Origin of the sequence: Flavimobilis rhizosphaerae (assembly GCF_014852685.1) — a bacterium.
Taxonomy (GTDB): domain Bacteria; phylum Actinomycetota; class Actinomycetes; order Actinomycetales; family Cellulomonadaceae; genus Flavimobilis; species Flavimobilis rhizosphaerae.
This window is the reverse complement of sequence record NZ_JACZDF010000004.1, coordinates 219,577-238,589: the sequence shown is the minus strand read 5'-3', so window position 1 is coordinate 238,589 and position 19,013 is coordinate 219,577. Positions and strand designations below refer to the sequence as shown.

Below are 19,013 nucleotides of genomic sequence, written 5' to 3'. Positions count from 1 at the left end.
CGGTGACGCCGAGGACGGCGTAAGACTCTACGCCCGTGCCCTCCCGGCGACGAGCATCACCCGCACCGACCGATACCCCACCGAGAGGATCTCGTAGCAGAACGTCCCGGAGAACATGGACGAGCCCATGGCGCGGCCGCACGCGTTCGAGCACATGCTGCAGATGAAAGAACTCGTCATCGACGACTTCTGACGTTCACGGCGCGTACGAAGGCCCCGGTCTCCCGGGGCCTTCGTCGTGCGTGGAGCGTGGGTCAGCGCAGCTGAGCGCCGAGCTCCTTCGCGGCGCGCTTGACGACGCGGCCGCGGACCTCGGCGGTCTGCTCGGCCGTGAGCGTCGCGGTCGCACCGCGCAACCGCAGCGCGACCGCGACAGACTTGCGGCCCTCGCCGACCTGCTCGCCCGTGAAGACGTCGAAGACACGGACGTCCTCGGCGAGCTCGCCCGCAGCGCCCGCGACGACCGCCCGCAGCGCGTCGGCCGGCACCGCGGCGTCGACGACGAACGCGAAGTCCTCCTTCGCAGGCGGGAACGTCGAGACGGGCGTGGCCTGGACGGGCCCGGTCTCGCTCGCCGCCACGACAGCGTCGAGGTCGAGCTCGAACGCCGACGCGCGCGCCGGCAGGTCGAGTCGCTCGAGGACCTGCGGGTGAAGCTCACCGGCCCATCCGACGACCTCCCCCGAGGGCAGGCTCAGGCGCGCACAGCGGCCCGGGTGCCAGGGCATGCACTCGGCGTCGTTCGACGCGACGAGCTCGACGCCCAGTGTGCGCCCGACGAGGCGGGCGGCCTCGAGAGCGTCCTCCCAACCGGCGGCGCGGCCCGCGCCCCACCAGCCAGCACGCTCACGCGCGCCGACGAGGACGCCCGCGACGTGGCGCGGCTGGTCCGGGACCGCCGCAGCGAGCTGCGCGAGCTCGTCGTCGGACGGACGACGCCCGCCCGGCAGCCGCGGCGCTGCGGGAGCGCCCTCGCGCGGCAGAGTGACGAGACCCATCTCGCTCACCGCAAGGTCCGTGAAGCCTCGGCCGACGTTACGACGCACCGTGCCGAGAAGCGTCGTCAACAGGTTCGTGCGCATCTCGGGCGCCTCGTCGGACATCGGGTTCGCGAGGCGCAGGGCGCGCCGACGCTCGTCGTCCGCGGGCAGGCCGAGCGCGTCGTGCTGCGCCACACCGACGAACGGGTACGAGAGTGTCTCGACGAAGCCTGCCTCGGCGAGCGCACGCGCGACCGAACGTCGCGCACGCTGCGAGTAGGTGAGGCCCGTGCCGCCAGGGGCGGTCGGCAGGACGGGCTCGATCGCGTCGTATCCGTCGATGCGCGCGACCTCCTCGACGAGGTGCTCCGGACCCGTGAGGTCCGGGCGCCAGGTCGGAGGCGTCACCGTGACCGTGTCGCCCTCGCCCGCGGTGAGCGTGCAGCCGATCTGCTCGAGGATCTCCGCGATGCGCTCGCGCGGGTGCTCGACGCCCGTGAGGCGCGCCGTCTCCGACCACGCGAACACGATGGGCGTCGGCGCGACCGTGGCATCGAGGTCCGAAACCGCGGCGTCCGCGATGCCACCACCGTGCTCGACGAGCAGGTCGACGACGCGCTGCGCCGCGACGGGCGGGAGCATCGGGTCGACGCCACGCTCGAAGCGCTTGGCAGCCTCCGACGGGATCTTGTGACGGCGCGCCGAACGCGCCACCGTCACCGGGTCGAAGTGCGCGGCCTCGACGAGCACGTCGGTCGTCGTCGCCGACACCTCCGAGACCTGCCCGCCCATGACGCCTGCGATCCCCTGGACGCGCGAAGCGCGCGCGCCGTCGGGCGAGTCGGTGATGAGGAGGTCCTCGGCCGTGAGCGTCCGCGTGACGTCGTCGAGCGTCGTGAAGGTCTCCCCCGCAACCGCGCGACGCACGACGATCGGCGCCGCGACCTTCGCGAGGTCGTAGGCGTGCAGGGGCTGGCCGAGGTCGAGCATGACGTAGTTCGTCACGTCGACCGCGAGCGAGATCGGGCGCATGCCCGCCTGCGTGAGACGCTTCTTCATCCACGCCGGGGTCTCGGCGCTCGGGTCGATGCCGCGCACGATGCGCGTGACGAAGCGGTCGCAGCCGACCTGGCCGTGGATCGGTGCGTCGTCGTCGACCTCGACCGCAAAGCCGTCGGCCGTCGCGGCCGGGGTCTCGACGAGACCCGGGTCCGTGAATGCGGCACCCGTCGAGTGGGAGTACTCGCGGGCGACACCTCGCATCGAGAAACAGTAGCCGCGGTCCGGCGTGACGTTGATCTCGAGGACCTGCTCGCCGAGCCCGAGCAGCTCGACCGCGTCCGTCCCGTTCGGCTGCCCGGTGAACCCGAGCCGGTCGAGGACGATGATGCCGTCGTGGTCCTCGCCGAGGCCGAGCTCGCGCTGCGAGCAGATCATGCCGTCAGACACGTGCCCGTACGTCTTGCGCGACGCGATCGCGAACGGCCCGGGCAGCACCGCACCCGGCAGCGCGACGACGACGCGGTCGCCCTCGACGAAGTTGTGCGCGCCGCACACGATGCCGCGCGGCAGCGTCGGCTGCCCGGCCTCGTCGAGCGCGTTGTGCGCGCCGACGTCGACCTGGCACCAGTTGATCGTCTTGCCGTTCTTCTGCTCCTCCTTGACGAGGGAGACGACGGTGCCGACGACGAGCGGGCCCGTGACGGTGGGGCCGTGCACGGCCTCCTCCTCGAGCCCGACGCGGACGAGGTCAGCAGCAAGCTGTTCGGCCGTGAGACCCGCGGGGAGCTCGACGTGCTCGCCGAGCCAGCCCAGTGCGATGTTCGGCATCAGAACCCCATTCCGAACTGACGGGAGAAGCGGACGTCGCCCTCGATGATGTCGTGCATGTCGGTGATCGCGTGGCGGAGCATGAGCGTGCGCTCGAGTCCCATGCCGAACGCGAAGCCCGTGTACTCGTCAGGGTCGATGCCCGCGGTGCGCAGGACGTTGGGGTTGACCATGCCGCAGCCGCCCCACTCGATCCAGCCCGCGCCGCCCTTCTTCTGCGGGAACCACAGGTCCATCTCCGCCGACGGCTCCGTGAACGGGAAGAAGCTCGGGCGCAGGCGCGTGCGCGCCTCGGGTCCGAACATCGCGCGCGCGAACGCGTCGAGCGTGCCCTTGAGGTGCGCCATCGTCAGGCCCTTGTCGACCGCGAGCCCCTCGACCTGGTGGAAGACCGGCGTGTGCGTCGCGTCGAGCTCGTCCGTGCGGAACGTCTTGCCCGGGCACGCGATGTAGATGGGCACGTCGCGCGAGAGCATCGTGCGCGCCTGGACGGGCGACGTGTGCGTGCGCAGCACGAGGCCCGAGGCCTCGGCGCCCGCGGGCGGCTCGACGAAGAACGTGTCCTGCATCTGGCGTGCCGGATGGTCGACGCCGAAGTTCAGCGCGTCGAAGTTGAACCACTCGGCCTCGAGCTCGGGACCCTCGGCGATCTCCCAGCCCATGCCGACGAAGAAGTCGCCGACCTGCTCCTGGAGGAGCTCGAGCGGGTGCCGTGCGCCGGCCTGGACGCGGTCCGTGGGCAGCGTGACGTCGACCGCCTCCGTGACGAGGACGCGCGCGGCACGCTCGGCCTCGAGCACCTCGGTTCGCGCGGCGAGCGCCTGGTTGAGCCGGCCGCGTGCAGGGCCGAGGAGCTTGCCGGCCGTCGCCTTGTCCGGGCCAGCGAGCTGACCGATGGCGCGGTTCGCGAGCGCGAGCGGGCTGCGGTCGCCCGCGTGGGCGAGGCGGACGTCCTTGAGGGCGTCGAGGTCAGGTGCCTCGGCGACCGCGGCGAGCGCGGCGGCGAGGGCCGCCTCGACGCCTGCGGCGTCAAGAGGCGACAGGGGCGACGTGTCGGAGGTGGACATCCAGACCTTCCAGGGACGAACGGACGGCCGGACGCCAAGTTACGGCCCGGCCACCCGGACAGTCTAGTGACCGCGGACGGCCGCTCGTGCGGCCGTCCGCACGCACGCGGCGCTCAGAGCGCCGCGATCCCCCACGTCACCGTGTGCGACGCGCCGGGCTTGAGGACGACGAGGTCTGTGCCGTCGTTGAACGCGCCCGGAGGGCACGTCATCGGCTCGACCGCGAGACCTGCACGGAAGTCCCCGGGGGCGAGATCGGGCCCCGCTGGCGTGTGGATCTGGACCCACGGGCTCGCCGCGTCGAACGTCATGACGACGCCCGTGCCCTCGGGGGCGCGCACCTCGACACGCGCGATCCCGTCCGCGCCGCGGGCCAGACCGGTGTAGGCGTGGTCGATGAACGTCTCGCCGAGGGTCCGGCCACCACGGAAGTCGAGCTCGCCGCCCTTGTACGCGTCGACGTCGCGCACCGCGAGCGGCACGAGCCGGTCGGGGGTCACCTCGAGCACCTGTGCGGCCGGCAGCGTGAGCGACCAGCGCTCGAGCGTGCCCTCGCCCGCGACGAGGTACGGGTGCGGACCCGTGCCGTAGGGCGCGTCTCCGTCGCCCGTGTTCGCCGTCGTGATCGTCCACGACAGGCCCGCGTCCGTGAGCGTGTACGTCGCGCGCGTGACGACGCGCCACGGGTAGCCTGCCTGGGGCGCGATCTCCGTCTCGAGCGTCACGGAGGACCCGGAACGCTCGACGAGCGTCCACACGGCCCAGACGGCAAGCCCGTGGAGCGCGTGCGACCGCGCCGGCTCGGTGAGCGCGAGCTGGTGGGCGCGGCCACCGAACTCGTAGCGGCCGTCCGTCACACGGTTGGGCCACGGCGTGAGCACCGCGCCACGGTAGTGCGGGCGCACGTCGTCCGCGTCGAAGGGGACGACGAGCGCGCGGCCGTCGTGCTCGAGGACCCTGAGGGTCGCGCCGACGTCGGCGACGACCGCGCGGTAGGGGCCGTGCTCGATCTCGTACTGGATGCCGGAGGCTGGGATGTTCACGCTCCCACGATAGGCGGTCGGCGCGTCCTCAACGCGCACCGGCGGGCCCGGGTCGGACGGCCCGCACCCGATGGTGCCCGACGACGCCCGTCGACCAAACCTACGATCGTGGCACGGCGCGGTCGCGCTGCGCCCGTGCGCTGGCGTAGAGGCACACGGTGGCAGCCATCGCGAGGTTGAGCGACTCGGCGCGGCCCCGCAGCGGAGCGCGCACCACATGGTCGGCTAGCGCACGCTGCTCGCCCGTGAGACCGCGGGCCTCGTTGCCGAAGACCCACGCGGTCGGGGCCGAGAGGTCCGGGGTACCTGCCGGTGCGGCACCCGCGACGTCGAGCAGCTCGTCGAGGTCGTGCTCGCCCGCGCCGTCGGCGGCGAGGACCTGCAGCCCCGCGGCACGCAGCCGCGCGACGACGGCAGCGATGTCCCGTGCGTCGTCGCCCGCGACGACGGGGACGTGGAAGAGCGAGCCGGCGGTCGACCGCACGACCTTGGGATTGTGGGGGTCCACGCTGCTGCCGGCGAGCACGACGCCGTCGCCGCCCGCAGCGTCGACGGCGCGCACGACCGTCCCGGCGTTGCCGGGGTCTCGCGCGTCGACGAGGGCCGCGACGAGCCGCGGGCCCGAGGCCACGAGCTCGTCGAGCGACGTCGGGCGCTGCTCGAGAACCGCGAGGACGCCCTGCGCGTCGGGGCTCATCGCGTCGAGGACGTCCGGGGTCCCGGTCCGCAGCCAGAGCCCGTCGCACGCCGCGACGATCTCCGGGTAGCGCTCCGCCGCCGCCTCGGTGACGTACACCTCGCGGACGGCCTCGCGCGCGTGGACGACCGCCTCGCGGACGCTCTGGGGGCCCTCGACGATGTAGCGGCCGGCCCGGGAACGCGCAGGACGCCCGGACAGCGCCCGGATCCCTCGGACCCGCTCGGCGCGGGGGTTGGAGAGGTCGGGCATCGTCCGGGCGTCCTTCAGATCAAGTGCTGCTCAGGGAGCAGCCTGCTCTCAGGCAGCGTCCTTGGGCGCGTTGATGTCGGCCGGGAGGGCCTTCTTCGCAACCTCGACGAGCGCCTTGAAGGCGTTCGCGTCGGTGACGGCGAGGTCCGCGAGGACGCGACGGTCGACCTCGACACCCGCGGCCTTGAGGCCCTGGATGAAGCGGTTGTAGGTCATGTCCTCGGCGCGGACCGCGGCGTTGATGCGCGTGATCCAGAGCTGACGGAAGTCGCCCTTGCGCTTCTTGCGGTCACGGTAGGCGTAGACGCCCGAGTGAGTGATCTGCTCCTTGGCCTTGCGGTACAGGCGCGAGCGCTGACCGCGGTAGCCGCTCGCCTGCTCGAGGACGGAACGACGCTTCTTCTGGGCGTTGACTGCCCGCTTCACGCGTGCCACGTGATGCTCCTTGTAGGTAGGGGGCTCACAAGCTCACCTCGGGACGCAGATGCGTCCCACGAGGGTCACTTGCCGAGCAGCTTCTTGATCTTGGGGGTGTCGGCGGCCGAGACGACCTGGTCGGAGCTCAGGCGGCGCGTGCGGCGGCTCGACTTGTGCTCGAGCAGGTGGCGCTTGTTGGCCTGCTCACGCATGACCTTGCCGGAACCGGTGATGCGGAACCGCTTCTTAGCACCGGAGTGCGTCTTGTTCTTCGGCATGGCTGCCGTTCTCCTCGTGGTCGGTCGTCCACCGGGTGATGGACGACGTGGGCGGGACGGGACCGTTCACGCTGGTCGTCGCCCCTGCGTCAGGGCGTGCGGGTCACTCGCTCTTCTTCGGCCGCGGAGCGGCCGGCTTCGGAGCAGGCTTGGGGGCGGCGGGGCGCGCTGCCGGCTTCGGCGTCGCGACCGGCTTGGGTGCAGGCTTCGGCGTCGCGGCCGGCCTGGGCGCGGCCGCAGACTTCACGGCGGCGGGCTTCGGCGTCGCGGCCGGCTTGGGCGCGGCCGCGGGCCTGGCGGCCGTTGCCTTCGGGGCCGTGGCGGGCTTCGGCGTCGCTGTGGGGGCAGGGGCGGCGACCGGTGCTGCAGCCTCGGGAGCCGCGACCGGCGCCGCAACGGCTTCGGCCGCGGGCGCCTCGGCGACGTCCTCGAGAGGAACGTCGACGACGTCCCGCTCGGGGCGCGGCTCGCGGCGACGGCGGGCCTCGCCCTTGACCTCGGACTTCTTCTTCGTCGGGCCGAGGACCATCGTCATGTTCCGACCGTCCTGCTTCGGCATCGACTCGACGAAGCCGAGCTCGGCGACGTCGTCGGCCAGACGCTGGAGCAGGCGCACGCCCATCTCCGGGCGCGACTGCTCGCGGCCTCGGAACATGATCATGACCTTGACCTTGTCGCCCGCGGACAGGAAGCGCTCGACGTGGCCCTTCTTGGTGCCGTAGTCGTGGGGGTCGATCTTCAGGCGGAAGCGGATCTCCTTGAGGACGGTGTTGGCCTGGTTGCGCCGGGCCTCACGCGCCTTCATGTCTGCCTCGTACTTGAACTTCCCGTAGTCCATGAGCTTGCACACGGGGGGACGCGCGTCGGGCGCGACCTCGACGAGGTCGAGGTCTGCCTCCTGGGCAAGGCGCAGGGCGTCCTCCACGCGGACGATGCCCACCTGCTCGCCCTGGGGGCCGACCAGGCGGACCTCGGGGACGCGGATCCGCTCGTTGATGCGGGGCTCGCTGATGTGAGTCTCCTCAGATCGTCAAACTGTCGGGCCCGGGAACGGAGAAGGCCTCCGACCCGGGATGCAGGTGGAGGCCTCACAGTCCGACGACACGCACGGCGAGCGCACGCATCCGCCCGAGGGCGAATGTCGGACCAGACCTGTCTCCTGTCGGCACGAGGCCAGTCGGTGATCAGGTGGGAGAGAGCTCCGCTTGCGTGCCGTGAGGATCTGAGATCTTCGCGGCGGTCCAGCAGGAAACGATAGCACAGGCACGAGGCCACCCTGGAACGGCCGGACGTGCGTCGCGTCACCCCGAGCGACACGACGTAGCACGAGGGCCGGTCTGTAGCGAACCCATTATTGGACTGCTTCCAGAAAGTATGCAAGGCTGCAGGTCATGGTCATCGAGCAGGACGTCCCGAGCACGCAGGACGACGAGGCGTTGCTGCGCTCCGTCGGCCTCCGCGTCACCGCGCCCCGCCTCGCGACGCTCGCCGCGCTGACCGCGCGGCCCCACGCGAGCGCCGACCAGCTCGTCGCCGACGTCCGCGCGCGGCTCGGCAGCGTCTCCGTCCAAGCCGTCTACGACGTCCTCCACGCGCTCAACTCGCGCGGGCTCGTCCAGCACATCGAGCCCGCCGGCCACCCGGCACGGTACGAGCGTCGCCACGGCGACAACCACCACCACGTCGTGTGCCGCACGTGCGGCGCCGTCGGGGACGTCGACTGCGCGACCGGCCACGCCCCCTGCCTCATTCCCTCGAACGACCACGGCTTCACGATCGACACCGCCGAGGTCCTCTACTGGGGCACCTGTCCGTCATGCCGCACCGCCGACTGACGTCCACCCGCGGCGGGCCCGCACCCGTCACCCACCACCGCCGCACACCGCGGCTCAGCACCACGCACGAGGAGAACCTGTGACCCAGCAGTTCACCACCAGCCAGAGCGGCGCCCCGATCCCGAGCGAGCAGCACTCGCTCACGACGGGCCCGGACGGCATCACCGCGCTCCACGACCACCACCTCGTCGAGAAGATCGCGTCGTTCAACCGCGAGCGCGTCCCGGAGCGCAACCCCCACGCCAAGGGCGGCGGCGCCTTCGGCCGCTTCGTCGTCACCGACGACGTCTCGCGCTTCACGAAGGCCGCGGTGTTCCAGCCGGGCTCCGAGGTCGAGACGCTCCTGCGCTTCTCCTCCGTGGCGGGCGAGCAGGGTTCCCCCGACACGTGGCGCGACGTCCGCGGCTTCGCGCTGCGCTTCTACACGCCCGAGGGCAACTACGACATCGTCGGCAACAACACGCCGGTGTTCTTCATCCGGGACGCCATCAAGTTCCCCGACTTCATCCACTCCCAGAAGCGCCTCGGCGCGTCGGGCCTGCGCGACACGGACATGCAGTGGGACTTCTGGACCCTCTCCCCCGAGTCCGCCCACCAGGTGACGTACCTCATGGGCGACCGCGGCCTGCCGCGCTCGTGGCGCCACATGAACGGCTACGGCTCGCACACCTACTCGTGGCAGAACGGCGAGGGCGAGAAGTTCTGGGTCCAGTACCACTTCAAGTCCCGCCAGGGCGTCGAGGGCATGTCCAACGAGGAGGCCGAGAAGCTTGCTGGCTCCGACGCCGACTACTACCGCCGCGACCTCTTCGAAGCCATCGCCCGCGAGGAGTACCCGGTGTGGGACCTCTTCGTCCAGGTCATGCCGTACGAGGAGGGCAAGACCTACCGCTTCAACCCGTTCGACATCACGAAGACCTGGTCGCACGCCGACTACCCGCTCATCAAGGTCGGCGAGCTCACGCTCGACCGCAACCCGCAGAACTTCTTCGGGGAGATCGAGCAGGCCGCGTTCTCGCCGTCGAACCTCGTCCCCGGCATCGGGCTCTCCCCCGACAAGATGCTCATGGGCCGCGTCTTCGCCTACCCGGACGCTCAGCGCTACCGCATCGGCGCGAACTACAACCAGCTCCCCGTCAACCAGCCGCACGCGGCGACGGTCGTCAACTACCAGCACGAGGGACAGATGCGGTATCACTACGCCGACGCCTCGATGCCGGTCCACGGCACGAACTCCGTCGGCGGCCCGGCCGCCGACGCGTCCCGCGCCGGCGAGGTCACGTGGGAGACGGACGGCGAGCTCGTGCGCGCCGCCCAGACGCTCCGCTCGGAGGACTCCGACTTCGGTCAGGCTGGCACGCTCTACCGCGAGGTGTTCGACGACGAGGCCAAGGCACGCTTCGTCGCGACCCTCACCGGCCAGGGTCGCAGCATCACGGTCCCCGAGATCCGTGAGCGCTTCTTCTGGTACTGGGGTCAGGTCGACGCCGACCTCGGTGCGCAGCTCCGCGCCGCGCTCGAGGGCTGACGCCAGCCGAACACCGCCCCGTCCCCGGTTCGTCCGGGGGCGGGGCGGTCCGCGCCCCGGCCCCGTGCGGTCGGTACGGTGAGCATGCGGGATGATGGTCATATGAGCACCGAGCACACGCACGACGACGACGTCACCCAGCAAGCGGTCCGCGACATCGCCGAGGTCAACGCAGTCGAGGTCATCACGACCGCCGCCGTCCACCTCATGAGCGCGGCTGCGGTCAAGCTCGGCCTCGCCGAGGGCGAGGAGCACCTCACCGACCTCGACGAGGCACGCAAGCTCATCACCGCGCTCGCCGGCCTCGTCGTGACGTCGGCGCCCGACATCGGCAACCAGCACGCGCGCTCGCTGCGCGACGGGCTGCGCACGCTCCAGCTCGCGTTCCGCGAGGCGAGCATCATCCCCGACGCGCCCGGCGAGGGTCCCGGCGAGAAGCTCACGGGCCACGTCTCCTGACGTTCAGCACCCTGACGGCACGACGCCTCCCACTGCTCGGCAGTGGGAGGCGTCGTCGTCCGCGGCGGCTTCAGGCCTTGCCGATGCGGATCTCGAGCGAGTCGACACGCTCGGAGATCACCGAGCTCGCGGCAAGCGCCTTGTTGATCCACGCGAGCACACGCTCAAGACCCGCACGGTCGAGACCCGCGTCGATGCCGAGGACCACCGCAACCTCCGCGGTGCGTCCCGGCTCCGCGTCGGCCCGCACGACGTGCTGCGCCGGCAGGCACGCGGCCCGCACCGCCTCACGCACCTCGTCGTCGACCGTGCCGTCGACGACAGCAGGACGCCACGGCCTGCCCTGCGCGAGCGCCCACACCGCGGGCCTCGGCACGAGGACGGTCACCGGGCCGCCGGGGTCGACGACGAGCAGCGCCCAGTCCTCCTGGACGGCGGAGAGCGCCGCACGGTTCGCGAAGCCCGGCACGGGACGGGCGTCGGCGCGCCACGCCGTCAGCGTCGCGACCGACGAGAACACGGGCAGGGCACGTCGTCCGTCGGGGGCTTGGAGTGCGACGACACCGGCCGAGGCCTCCTTGTCCGCCTCGGCACCGTGCTCGGACGTGACGCCCGCCTCGAGCTCTGCGAGGACCGGCACGAGCACACGTGCCGCGCCGAGCGCCGCGACGACCGCCTGCATCGTCTGCGACGACGGCGAGGCGCCGTGCGCGTCGAGGGCCGCCCCGAGCGCCGGGTCGACGGAGCCGTCGTCGCCCGCGAACGGGTTCGCGCGCAGCTCGCGGCCGCCCCACGGGACGCCCGCAGAGTCCGCCGGACCGTCGGCACCGTCGCGCACCGACGCGACCTGCTCGGGGACCGCCCGCTGGTGGCCGTGAGCGTCGACGTCACGGACGACACCGTCGCCGAGCGGCCTCTCAGCGTGCGCGTGGCCCTCGTGGCCCGTCGTCACGGCCGACCTGCCACGTCGAGCGCCTCCGGCAACGTGAACGCTCCGTCGTAGAGGGCCTTGCCGACGATCGCCTGGTCGACGCCCGCAGGGACGAGCTCTCGTAGCGCACGCAGGTCGTCGAGGCTCGAGATGCCGCCCGACGCGACGACAGACGCGGCCGCGCGTCGCGCGACCTCGGCGAGCAGCTCGACGTTGGGCCCCTGGAGCATGCCGTCCTTCGTGACGTCCGTGACGACGTAGCGCGAGCAGCCGGCCGCGTCGAGCCGAGCGAGCACCTCCCAGAGGTCGCCGCCGTCCTCCGTCCAGCCGCGCGTCGCGACCGTCGTGCCACGGACGTCGAGGCCGACCGCGACGCGGTCGCCGTGCTCGCCGAGCACGCGCGCCGTCCACTCGGGCTTCTCGATCGCGGCAGTACCGAGGTTGACGCGCGCCGCGCCCGTCCCGAGCGCGCGCTCGAGCGACTCGTCGTCGCGGATACCGCCCGTGAGCTCGACCTGGATGTCGAGACGCCCGACGACCTCGCGCAGGAGGTCGGCGTTCGAGCCGCGCCCGAACGCCGCGTCGAGGTCGACGAGATGCAGCCACTCCGCGCCCCCGGCCTGCCACTCGAGCGCTGCCTCGAGCGGGCTGCCGTAGCTCTTCTCCGTCCCGGCCACCCCCTGCGTGAGGCGGACGGCCTGACCGTCGACGACGTCGACGGCGGGCAGGAGGACGAGGCGGTCAGACATGGGTGCTCCGTGGGTCGAGGGTGCGGCGGGGCCGCGGGTCGTGGCGGGGCTCAGCGCAGGGTACCGAGCCAGTTGGTGAGGAGCTGGGCGCCGGCGTCGCCCGACTTCTCGGGGTGGAACTGCGTCGCGCTGAGCGGGCCGTTCTCGACGGCCGCGACGAAGCGGCCACCATGGTCGGCCCACGTGACGAGCGGCGGCGCGAAGACGGTGTCCGCGGGCTCGTCCGTGCCGAGCGTGAACGTCTGCGCCGCGTAGGAGTGGACGAAGTAGAAGCGCTCGTCGGCGATGCCTTCGAAGAGCCGCGAGCCCGCGGGTGCGTCGACCGTGTTCCATCCCATGTGCGGGACGACAGGTGCCGCGAGCCGCTCGACGATGCCCGGCCACTGGCCGAGGCCCTCGGTGCTCACGCCGTGCTCGACGCCCTCGTCGAACATCACCTGGAGGCCCACGCAGATGCCGAGGACGGGCAGCCCACCCGCAAGACGACGCTCGACGATCCAGTCGCCACGCACGCCGCGCAGACCCGTCATGACAGCTGCGTACGCGCCGACGCCTGGCACGACGAGCCCGTCGGCAGCCATCGCTGTCTCGCGGTCCGAGGTGAGCTCGACCTTCGCGCCGACACGCTCAAGGGCACGCACGGCCGAGCGCACGTTGCCGAAGCCGTAGTCGAGGACGACGACGGAGGGAGCGCTCACCGCTCCTTCCGCATCTTCTTCGCGATCTTCTTGAGGGCCCGCACCGCCCCGAGGCGGGACATCGCGGTCGAGTCCGCGACGCCCGCGAGGTCAGCGACCGTCTTCTCGCCGAGGATGAGGTCCTCGAGGTCCTGGGGCGCCGAGTCGAGGAGGAGGCCCGCAGGGATGTCCGCGCCGCGCTCGCCGCCCTCGTAGCGGGTCGCGCTCAGCTGCGATCCGGCGCGCGTGACGAGGACGACCTCGGAGCCCGCGAGGAGCGCGGAGACGGCCGCGGCTGCCTCGGCAGGAGCCGTGCCCGCACGCTCGCGCAGCACTGCGATCGCACCGATCCTGCTCGCGACGACGTCCGCGGCGACCTGCGCGAGAGCGCACACCGCGACGAGCGGCTCGGAGCCCGCGACCTGCGTGAGCAGGAGCGCGAGCGTCGGCTCCGTCCCGCCGCCGACCGCGTCGAGGCCCGAGAGGTCGTCCGGGATCTCGAACGAGAGGTCGTCAGGGAGGTCGTCGGACATCAGAGCGCGCCCTTCGTCGACGGGATGCCGTCGACGCGCGGGTCGAGCGCGACCGCCGCGCGCAGCGCGCGGGCGAGCGCCTTGAACTGCGCCTCGACGATGTGGTGCGGGTCGCGGCCCGAAAGTAGCGACACGTGGAGGCAGATGTTCGCGTGGTGCGCGATCGACTCGAGGACGTGGCGCGTGAGCGAGCCCGTGAAGTGCCCTCCGATGAGGTGGTACTCCTGGCCTGCCGGCTCGCCGTCGTGGACGAGGTAGGGGCGGCCCGAGACGTCGACGACCGCGCGTGCGAGCGCCTCGTCGAGCGGGACGAGCGCATCGCCGAAGCGCGCGATGCCACGCTTGTCGCCGAGCGCGACCTTGAGCGCCTCACCGAGGCAGATTGCGACGTCCTCGACCGTGTGGTGAGCGTCGATGTGCGTGTCGCCCTCGGCGCGGACGGTGAGGTCGATGAGCGAGTGCTTGCCGAGCGCGGTGAGCATGTGGTCGTAGAACGGCACACCCGTCGAGATCTCGGTGCGTCCCGTGCCGTCGAGGTCGATCTCGACGAGGACGCTCGACTCCGACGTCGTGCGCTCGATGCGCGCCGTGCGCCTGGTTGCGGTCACAGTCCTGCTACCTCCACGAGGGCGTCCTTGAACGCCGTCATCTCCTCGCGCGTGCCGATCGACACGCGCAGCCACCCCTCCGGACCAGTCTCCCGGATGAGCACACCCCGATCCAGCAGGCCCTGCCACACGGCGTGCCTGTCGGGGAACGTCCCGAAAAGGACGAAGTTCGAATCGGTGTCGGCAACGTCGAACTTCTGCTCGCGCAGCCAGGCGACAGTCGCGTCACGCTCGACACGCAGCTCTTTGACCATGCCGAGCAGCGAGGGCGCGTGCGCGAGCGCGGCGCGCGCCACGGCCTGCGTCACCGCGGACAGGTGGTAGGGCAGGCGCACGACGCGCAGCGCGTCAATGATCTCGGTGCGCGCGGCGAGGTAGCCGAGGCGGGCGCCCGCAAGCGCGAAGGCCTTCGACATGGTGCGGCTCACGGCAAGGTTGGGGTACTCAGCGAGGAGTTCCAGCGCGCTCGGCACACCGTCACGGCGGAACTCGCCGTAGGCCTCATCGACGACGACGACCGCGGGTGCACCGTCAACGTCGACCTCAAGGGCTGCGTCGAGGACAGCCCTGACCGTGGCGGGCGGCAGCGCGGTGCCCGTCGGGTTGTTGGGGCTTGTGAGGATGACGACGGAGGGCTGCTCGGCGCGAATGAGCTCGGCGGCGTGAGCGGCGTCGAGCGTGAAGTCGGTTTCGCGGCGCCCGGCAATGTAGCGCGAGTGGGTGTCACGCGCGTACTCGGGGTACATCGAGTACGTCGGCGCGAAGGACACGACGGTGCGGCCGGGGCCCGCGAAGGCCTGCAGCACGTGCATCATCACTTCGTTCGAGCCGTTTGCCGCCCACACCTGCTCGGCGGACAATCGCACGCCCGACTCGACCGCGAGATAGTCCGCAAGGTCGCCGCGCAGACCAAGGAAGTCGCGGTCCGGGTAGCGGTTGAGGCCGCTCGCGGCCTCGGCCACGGCGCTGGCGATGCTCGCCACGACCTCAGGGCCCGGCGCGTACGGGTTCTCGTTGACGTTGAGCAGCACGGGAACGTCGAGCTGGGGGGCGCCGTAGGGCTCCTCCCCCGCGAGCTCGGGACGGATCGGCAGCCTCAGGGCGCGAGCGGGGGTGGTCACCTGGCGATTCTAGGGCGGGGCACCTGCGCGAGGGGAGCTGATTCCACGGGGTGGGCGGGGACTCCCGCAAGAATCGACGCCCCAGCGTACCGCTGGGTGGATCGCGCGACACGACCAACGCCACGCAGTCATCCGGCTATGAATGCTGCGCTGCAGGGTCGACGTAGACTGCGACCGGCCGGGCCGTCCTCGTCGTCGCACCGGGAGTGTGGATCGATGCTGCTCGGGCAATCGATAGAGCGCGCCGCTCGCTCGCGGAAGGTTCAGTCGACGGAGCGCTGCGCGCCTGGCTCGATTTGTCTTCGCAACTCGACGCCCTCGACGGCCTCGCCGTGGCGGGCGCTGTCCTTACCCCGCCTGGCCTCACTGGCAAGGAGACCTGGGATGCCGCGTTCGCGGGTTTGGTTCGTCACCATCTCGCCCGCCGAGGACTCCCCGTCCCTGCGTGGGTGAACGAGCCTGTCCGCCGCCTTACTGTTGAGCAGACGCTTGCGATCAACGACTTTGGCATCCACATCCCCATCGACCGCGGGCACGTTCCTCCGGCCTTCCTGGCACACGGCATCGTCATTGATGAGGCATGGCTATCACGTGGCACACCCTGTACACCGCGGGAGGAGTGACCGTCGAAAACATCGCCCTCGACGCAATGCTTGCCATGAAACTCAAGGCGATAGAACGACGTTACACACCCAGACAGTTACCGCGCCGCTCCCCCACTCGTGCAGATGAGCCGCTGACCCACAACATCGCTATGCAACGTCATGCCCTCGACGCGCGCCACGTGGATGACTTCGTCGAGCACTGCCGAAGAATCGAGCGACGTCAGTTCGTTGGGCAGGTCAAGCACCTGCGCAAGGTTGAGCGTCACGCCGGGCTGCTCGACGAACAGCGCCGCGTAGAAGATCTGCGACTCCACGAGGTCCTGGAAGAAGTGGCTGCCATAACTGAGCTCCGGCTGGAATTCCTCGTACGTCATCTCGCACAGCACGGCCGCGTGGCAGATCTCGGCGAAGTTCACCGGCACACCCAACGACGGCATCGTCGTACCCCAACGGCCGGGCCCCATGAGCAGGAACGACCGCGAGCGCAGCATGCGGTTGAGCACTCCGACCTGCCGGCCGACGGCGTGGCGGCTCTGCTGGTCGAGCGCGAGGTATTCCGCCGGACGCACGACCACGACGTACTCGAGCGGGAGTTGCACGTTGCCGCCCATGAAGTCGCCGTCGGTGGCGAAGAAGCAGTCGCGGGTGTCCTCAAGCTGGGGCATCGGGACCGCCGGGCCCAGCGACCTGGTCTGGAGCGGCCGGCATTGGACGACGTTGACCCGGAAGTCGCCGTCGTCCAGAAGATTGACAGTGAACTCGATGTCGACGGGGTACCCGTACGCGGCCGCGAGCGTCGCGAGCGCGCGCTTCAGCCACTCCGCTAGTTCGGTACGACGCAGGAGTCCCGCGAAGTCGAGAATCATCGGCGGCGGCCCGGTCACGGGCCTGCCGAGTTCACGCAGTCGCGCCGCCCAGCCCTCGTCGGGGCTCGCGAACAGGGACCAGTCCGCCTTGATGTCGGTCTGCACGAGATCCCGTGCGGCCACCGTCGTGAGTTCGTCGTCCACGATGGACAGCACGTCGACCTGCCGCTGGGAATACCGAGCGAGGTCATCGACCTCGACCCGGGTGCGGCGCAGCGGGTTGTCGAGCGCGACGACGTGCGCGTAGTCCTGTGTGGTCCGGTCGACGGCGCGGGTGCCCAGCCCCAGGACGAGGCGCACCATGCCGGCGTCGGGGTCAATGTCCGGGTCCCACACGTAGAGGTTCGAGGAGTTGCCGACGCCCGCCGCATGCGGGAAGAAGGACTCTCCGTGATGGTCGCCGGAGACCCGCTGCACGAGGATCGCCATCTGCTCGTCGGCCTCGCCCAGGCCCCGGTTGCGCCGGTACTCAAGCGCCTCCGGGCTCATCGCGCTCGCATACACGGTGCGCACGGCGTCCTCGAACGCCTGGTGCCGGTCCTCGGGCGTGCCCTGGTTCGCGCAGAACACGCTTTCGTACTTCCCCGCGAAGGCGTTGCCGTAGTTGTCCTCGAGCAGCGAGCTCGAGCGCACGATGATCGGCGACTGACCGAAGTACTCGAGCATCCGCCAGAACTGCTCGCGCGCCCACGGCGGGAAGTGGCCGGTGGCAAGCTTGCGGTGCAGTTCGGCGCCGGCCTCGTAGTACCCCTCCGGGGTCTTCTGCCGGGTCCAGTCCTTCCACCAGCCGTTGGCGATGATGTACGTGTAGAAGAGGTCCGAGCCGAGGTAGTAGGAGTCGTGCGGTTCGAGCCTCTCGGCAAGTGGCGTCGTGCCGGGCTCCGCCGGGGCGCGCTCGAGGATGGCGCGGGCAACGAGCATGCCGACGCTCTTGCCGCCGACGTACCCCGAGCCGATCTCCCGCGATCCGATCGTGAGAATGTCGGCCAGGGTGAGGGATTCGCGGCACAGTTGCAGCATCCGTGCGTCACGCGCCAGAAGAACCTGCAGCAGGAGTTCCTTCGCAGCGTCCTGCGCTGCTGCGTCGCCGGTGTGCAGCGTCTGCCACCCCTCGTCAAGCAGCAAGCGCCACGGGTCAGTGCGATCCTGCGGCACGTTGAGGGCGGCAAAGAGCCGGGCCGACGCCCCACTCGACGTGATCGACGTCGCCTCATCTCCCTGAATGAGGTGAGGGAAGAACATCGTCGGGCTGTGCCTGCCCCACGCCTTGAGCGGGTGCACGTACGTCTCGCCGTCGATCTGCATGAGGTCCAGCAGAAGCTGGGTCGTGTCCCGGACACCGGAGAGGGTCTCGACGGTATGCCGACTCCGCACGAGGCAGAAGTACGCGACCGTATCGAGCTCATAGAGGAACGGGCACGTCACCTTGAAGAAGTTGTTGACCGCCATGTCCGAGTGCCACGACCCCAGCAGGTCAGTCAGCGCGTCGAAGACGTAGAAGACGTACCGGCCCGCCTCCGCGATGATCTGGTGCACCGTCCGTGCGAACAGCTCAAAGCCCAACGACGGATCGAGTTCGTGGACCTCGATCCCGGTGAGGTCATCGATGAGTGGTGCGTCCTGCCCAAACCTCACGTAGACGAGGCGTCGGCCGTCATGGCGCGCCTGGGCGACGTACGGGGTCACCACGTCGCGGTAGGCGGCGACGCTGTCGGCCTGCCACACGACGTTGTCACCGAGGCGCAGCCCGTCAAAGACCTCGTCGAGGCCAGTCAGGCCCGTACTCGCTCGGCGGAAGTCCATGCGATGACCTCGCTCCTCGACGTCGAACGCTCCGTGGCCGGGCGCAGTGGCCCGTGGCGCCCTCTGCGACCTGCGCACTCGTGGTCAACAGCGGCGACGTCAGAATACCCGCGACGGCGCCCGCTCGACCCATCGCTTGGGGCGGGCGACGTGTTGATCTCCACCGTCGGACCCATCCTGCGGTGGGGAGACGCCGCCGTGGCGGCGGCAATCGACGTGGGTGCAGGCCGGACGCGCTGAGTGCTCAGTGTGGGCGGAACCGAACACCTCACCCTGCCGCAGCTCTTTCCGCAGCTTCAGCGCGTCGACGTGGGCCTCGGCCTGCTCGGTGGTGTCTCCCCCTTCGTTCCCGCCGCCTCTGCCGTCATCAGCGCGGGCATGCGTGTCGGGCCACTCGCGCGGGGTATCCGCAGCGTCGTCGCGCGAACCTCCCCGGGATCATCGGGCGGGCCGAGCGAGAGCAACCGTGCCGCTGGGTCATCGGTTGTCATCGCCGAAGCCATGGCGCCGGATGGGACTTGTCTGCACCGGACGGAACTGAGAGGCATTGAGGGTTTCACCTTCACCGCGCAGTTCCTCGCGTGGGCCGCCGCGCAAGCGGCGAACGGCGAGATCACCGGCGCGGGCGCACTCGGTCCGGTCCAGGCCTTCGAGCTGGACGCGCTCACCGAAGGCGTTGCGCGTAGCGGGATCGCGCTGGAATCTGCGGGGTAATCCACAGCCGGTGCTCGGGT

The 19,013-nt window shown here is 70.8% G+C and carries 19 protein-coding genes; 4 read left to right on the top strand and 15 right to left on the bottom strand.

All coding sequences use genetic code 11. The features are described from left to right. Positions 1 to 27: 27 nt before the first annotated feature. The 8 genes from IGS67_RS09625 to infC form a co-directional block, all read right to left on the bottom strand. Positions 28 to 180, bottom strand: a complete 153-nt coding sequence (locus IGS67_RS09625) for a hypothetical protein (protein ID WP_192280042.1) — start codon at positions 178 to 180, stop codon at positions 28 to 30. Positions 181 to 254: 74 nt separating this feature from the next. Further along, the gene (pheT, locus tag IGS67_RS09620; protein ID WP_192280040.1) at positions 255 to 2,810 is read right to left on the bottom strand and encodes a phenylalanine--tRNA ligase subunit beta; all 2,556 of its coding nucleotides are present in this window, start codon (positions 2,808 to 2,810) and stop codon (positions 255 to 257) included. Continuing rightward, the gene (gene pheS / locus IGS67_RS09615) at positions 2,810 to 3,877 is read right to left on the bottom strand and encodes a phenylalanine--tRNA ligase subunit alpha (protein WP_192280038.1); all 1,068 of its coding nucleotides are present in this window, start codon (positions 3,875 to 3,877) and stop codon (positions 2,810 to 2,812) included. The genes pheT and pheS overlap by 1 nt, the downstream gene beginning before the upstream one ends. A 113-nt stretch (positions 3,878 to 3,990) precedes the next feature. Next, positions 3,991 to 4,920 carry an aldose 1-epimerase family protein gene (locus IGS67_RS09610; RefSeq protein WP_328742278.1) on the bottom strand — a complete coding sequence of 310 codons (930 nt, stop codon included), beginning with the start codon at positions 4,918 to 4,920 and terminating at the stop codon, positions 3,991 to 3,993. 100 nt (positions 4,921 to 5,020) lie between these two features. Beyond that, positions 5,021 to 5,869, bottom strand: coding sequence for a TrmH family RNA methyltransferase (locus tag IGS67_RS09605; RefSeq protein ID WP_192280034.1), 849 nt, complete (start codon positions 5,867 to 5,869; stop codon positions 5,021 to 5,023). A gap of 48 nt (positions 5,870 to 5,917) precedes the next feature. Then, positions 5,918 to 6,304, bottom strand: coding sequence for a 50S ribosomal protein L20 (rplT, locus tag IGS67_RS09600; RefSeq protein ID WP_192280032.1), 387 nt, complete (start codon positions 6,302 to 6,304; stop codon positions 5,918 to 5,920). A gap of 65 nt (positions 6,305 to 6,369) precedes the next feature. Then, on the bottom strand, positions 6,370 to 6,564 hold the full coding sequence (gene rpmI / locus IGS67_RS09595) for a 50S ribosomal protein L35 (RefSeq protein ID WP_102508902.1): 195 nt from the start codon (positions 6,562 to 6,564) through the stop codon (positions 6,370 to 6,372). Positions 6,565 to 6,667: 103 nt separating this feature from the next. Beyond that, complete coding sequence (gene infC, locus IGS67_RS14410) at positions 6,668 to 7,528, bottom strand: translation initiation factor IF-3 (RefSeq protein ID WP_210767239.1); 861 nt, start codon at positions 7,526 to 7,528, stop codon at positions 6,668 to 6,670. 427 nt (positions 7,529 to 7,955) lie between these two features. Between infC and IGS67_RS09585 the strand changes: the two genes are divergently transcribed. The 3 genes from IGS67_RS09585 to IGS67_RS09575 all read left to right on the top strand — a co-directional run bounded on the left by IGS67_RS09585 (position 7,956) and on the right by IGS67_RS09575 (position 10,386). Continuing rightward, a complete protein-coding gene (locus tag IGS67_RS09585; protein ID WP_192280030.1) occupies positions 7,956 to 8,399 on the top strand; it encodes a Fur family transcriptional regulator in 444 nt (147 codons plus the stop codon). 79 nt (positions 8,400 to 8,478) lie between these two features. Continuing rightward, entirely contained in the window at positions 8,479 to 9,927 is a 1,449-nt protein-coding gene (locus IGS67_RS09580; protein ID WP_192280028.1) for a catalase, read from the top strand. Between the two features lie 102 nt (positions 9,928 to 10,029). Continuing rightward, complete coding sequence (locus IGS67_RS09575) at positions 10,030 to 10,386, top strand: DUF1844 domain-containing protein (RefSeq protein WP_192280026.1); 357 nt, start codon at positions 10,030 to 10,032, stop codon at positions 10,384 to 10,386. Positions 10,387 to 10,456: 70 nt separating this feature from the next. On the opposite strand, the gene IGS67_RS09570 is transcribed toward IGS67_RS09575, so the two are convergent. The 7 genes from IGS67_RS09570 to IGS67_RS09540 form a co-directional block, all read right to left on the bottom strand. Continuing rightward, positions 10,457 to 11,164: an SseB family protein gene (locus IGS67_RS09570; protein ID WP_210767238.1), complete on the bottom strand. Its 708-nt coding sequence runs from the start codon at positions 11,162 to 11,164 to the stop codon at positions 10,457 to 10,459. A 170-nt stretch (positions 11,165 to 11,334) separates the two neighbouring features. Further along, on the bottom strand, positions 11,335 to 12,066 hold the full coding sequence (priA, locus tag IGS67_RS09565; protein ID WP_192280024.1) for a bifunctional 1-(5-phosphoribosyl)-5-((5-phosphoribosylamino)methylideneamino)imidazole-4-carboxamide isomerase/phosphoribosylanthranilate isomerase PriA: 732 nt from the start codon (positions 12,064 to 12,066) through the stop codon (positions 11,335 to 11,337). A gap of 50 nt (positions 12,067 to 12,116) precedes the next feature. Further along, positions 12,117 to 12,764 carry an imidazole glycerol phosphate synthase subunit HisH gene (hisH, locus tag IGS67_RS09560; protein ID WP_192280022.1) on the bottom strand — a complete coding sequence of 216 codons (648 nt, stop codon included), beginning with the start codon at positions 12,762 to 12,764 and terminating at the stop codon, positions 12,117 to 12,119. After that, positions 12,761 to 13,276 carry a hypothetical protein gene (locus tag IGS67_RS09555; protein ID WP_192280020.1) on the bottom strand — a complete coding sequence of 172 codons (516 nt, stop codon included), beginning with the start codon at positions 13,274 to 13,276 and terminating at the stop codon, positions 12,761 to 12,763. Before IGS67_RS09555 ends, hisH begins: the two co-directional genes overlap by 4 nt. Continuing rightward, the gene (gene hisB / locus IGS67_RS09550; RefSeq protein WP_102508910.1) at positions 13,276 to 13,884 is read right to left on the bottom strand and encodes an imidazoleglycerol-phosphate dehydratase HisB; all 609 of its coding nucleotides are present in this window, start codon (positions 13,882 to 13,884) and stop codon (positions 13,276 to 13,278) included. Before hisB ends, IGS67_RS09555 begins: the two co-directional genes overlap by 1 nt. Next, entirely contained in the window at positions 13,881 to 15,005 is a 1,125-nt protein-coding gene (locus IGS67_RS09545) for a histidinol-phosphate transaminase (protein ID WP_192280018.1), read from the bottom strand. The genes hisB and IGS67_RS09545 overlap by 4 nt, the downstream gene beginning before the upstream one ends. Positions 15,006 to 15,705: 700 nt before the next feature. Then, positions 15,706 to 18,279 carry a PEP/pyruvate-binding domain-containing protein gene (locus IGS67_RS09540; protein ID WP_192280016.1) on the bottom strand — a complete coding sequence of 858 codons (2,574 nt, stop codon included), beginning with the start codon at positions 18,277 to 18,279 and terminating at the stop codon, positions 15,706 to 15,708. A gap of 249 nt (positions 18,280 to 18,528) precedes the next feature. On the opposite strand from IGS67_RS09540, the gene IGS67_RS09535 reads away from it, so the two are divergent. Next, positions 18,529 to 18,993 (top strand): saccharopine dehydrogenase family protein, encoded by a 465-nt coding sequence (locus IGS67_RS09535; protein WP_192280014.1) that lies wholly within the window; start codon positions 18,529 to 18,531, stop codon positions 18,991 to 18,993. Positions 18,994 to 19,013: the final 20 nt, after the last annotated feature.

What these genes read in the sequence shown, in the direction of transcription:
- IGS67_RS09625 (WP_192280042.1), bottom strand. Translation starts at nt 180, where the DNA reads ATGACGAGTTCTTTCATCTGCAGCATGTGCTCGAACGCGTGCGGCCGC.
- pheT (WP_192280040.1), bottom strand. Translation starts at nt 2,810, where the DNA reads ATGCCGAACATCGCACTGGGCTGGCTCGGCGAGCACGTCGAGCTCCCC.
- pheS (WP_192280038.1), bottom strand. Translation starts at nt 3,877, where the DNA reads ATGTCCACCTCCGACACGTCGCCCCTGTCGCCTCTTGACGCCGCAGGC.
- IGS67_RS09605 (WP_192280034.1), bottom strand. Translation starts at nt 5,869, where the DNA reads ATGCCCGACCTCTCCAACCCCCGCGCCGAGCGGGTCCGAGGGATCCGG.
- rpmI (WP_102508902.1), bottom strand. Translation starts at nt 6,564, where the DNA reads ATGCCGAAGAACAAGACGCACTCCGGTGCTAAGAAGCGGTTCCGCATC.
- IGS67_RS09585 (WP_192280030.1), top strand. Translation starts at nt 7,956, where the DNA reads ATGGTCATCGAGCAGGACGTCCCGAGCACGCAGGACGACGAGGCGTTG.
- IGS67_RS09575 (WP_192280026.1), top strand. Translation starts at nt 10,030, where the DNA reads ATGAGCACCGAGCACACGCACGACGACGACGTCACCCAGCAAGCGGTC.
- priA (WP_192280024.1), bottom strand. Translation starts at nt 12,066, where the DNA reads ATGTCTGACCGCCTCGTCCTCCTGCCCGCCGTCGACGTCGTCGACGGT.
- IGS67_RS09555 (WP_192280020.1), bottom strand. Translation starts at nt 13,276, where the DNA reads ATGTCCGACGACCTCCCTGACGACCTCTCGTTCGAGATCCCGGACGAC.
- IGS67_RS09540 (WP_192280016.1), bottom strand. Translation starts at nt 18,279, where the DNA reads ATGGACTTCCGCCGAGCGAGTACGGGCCTGACTGGCCTCGACGAGGTC.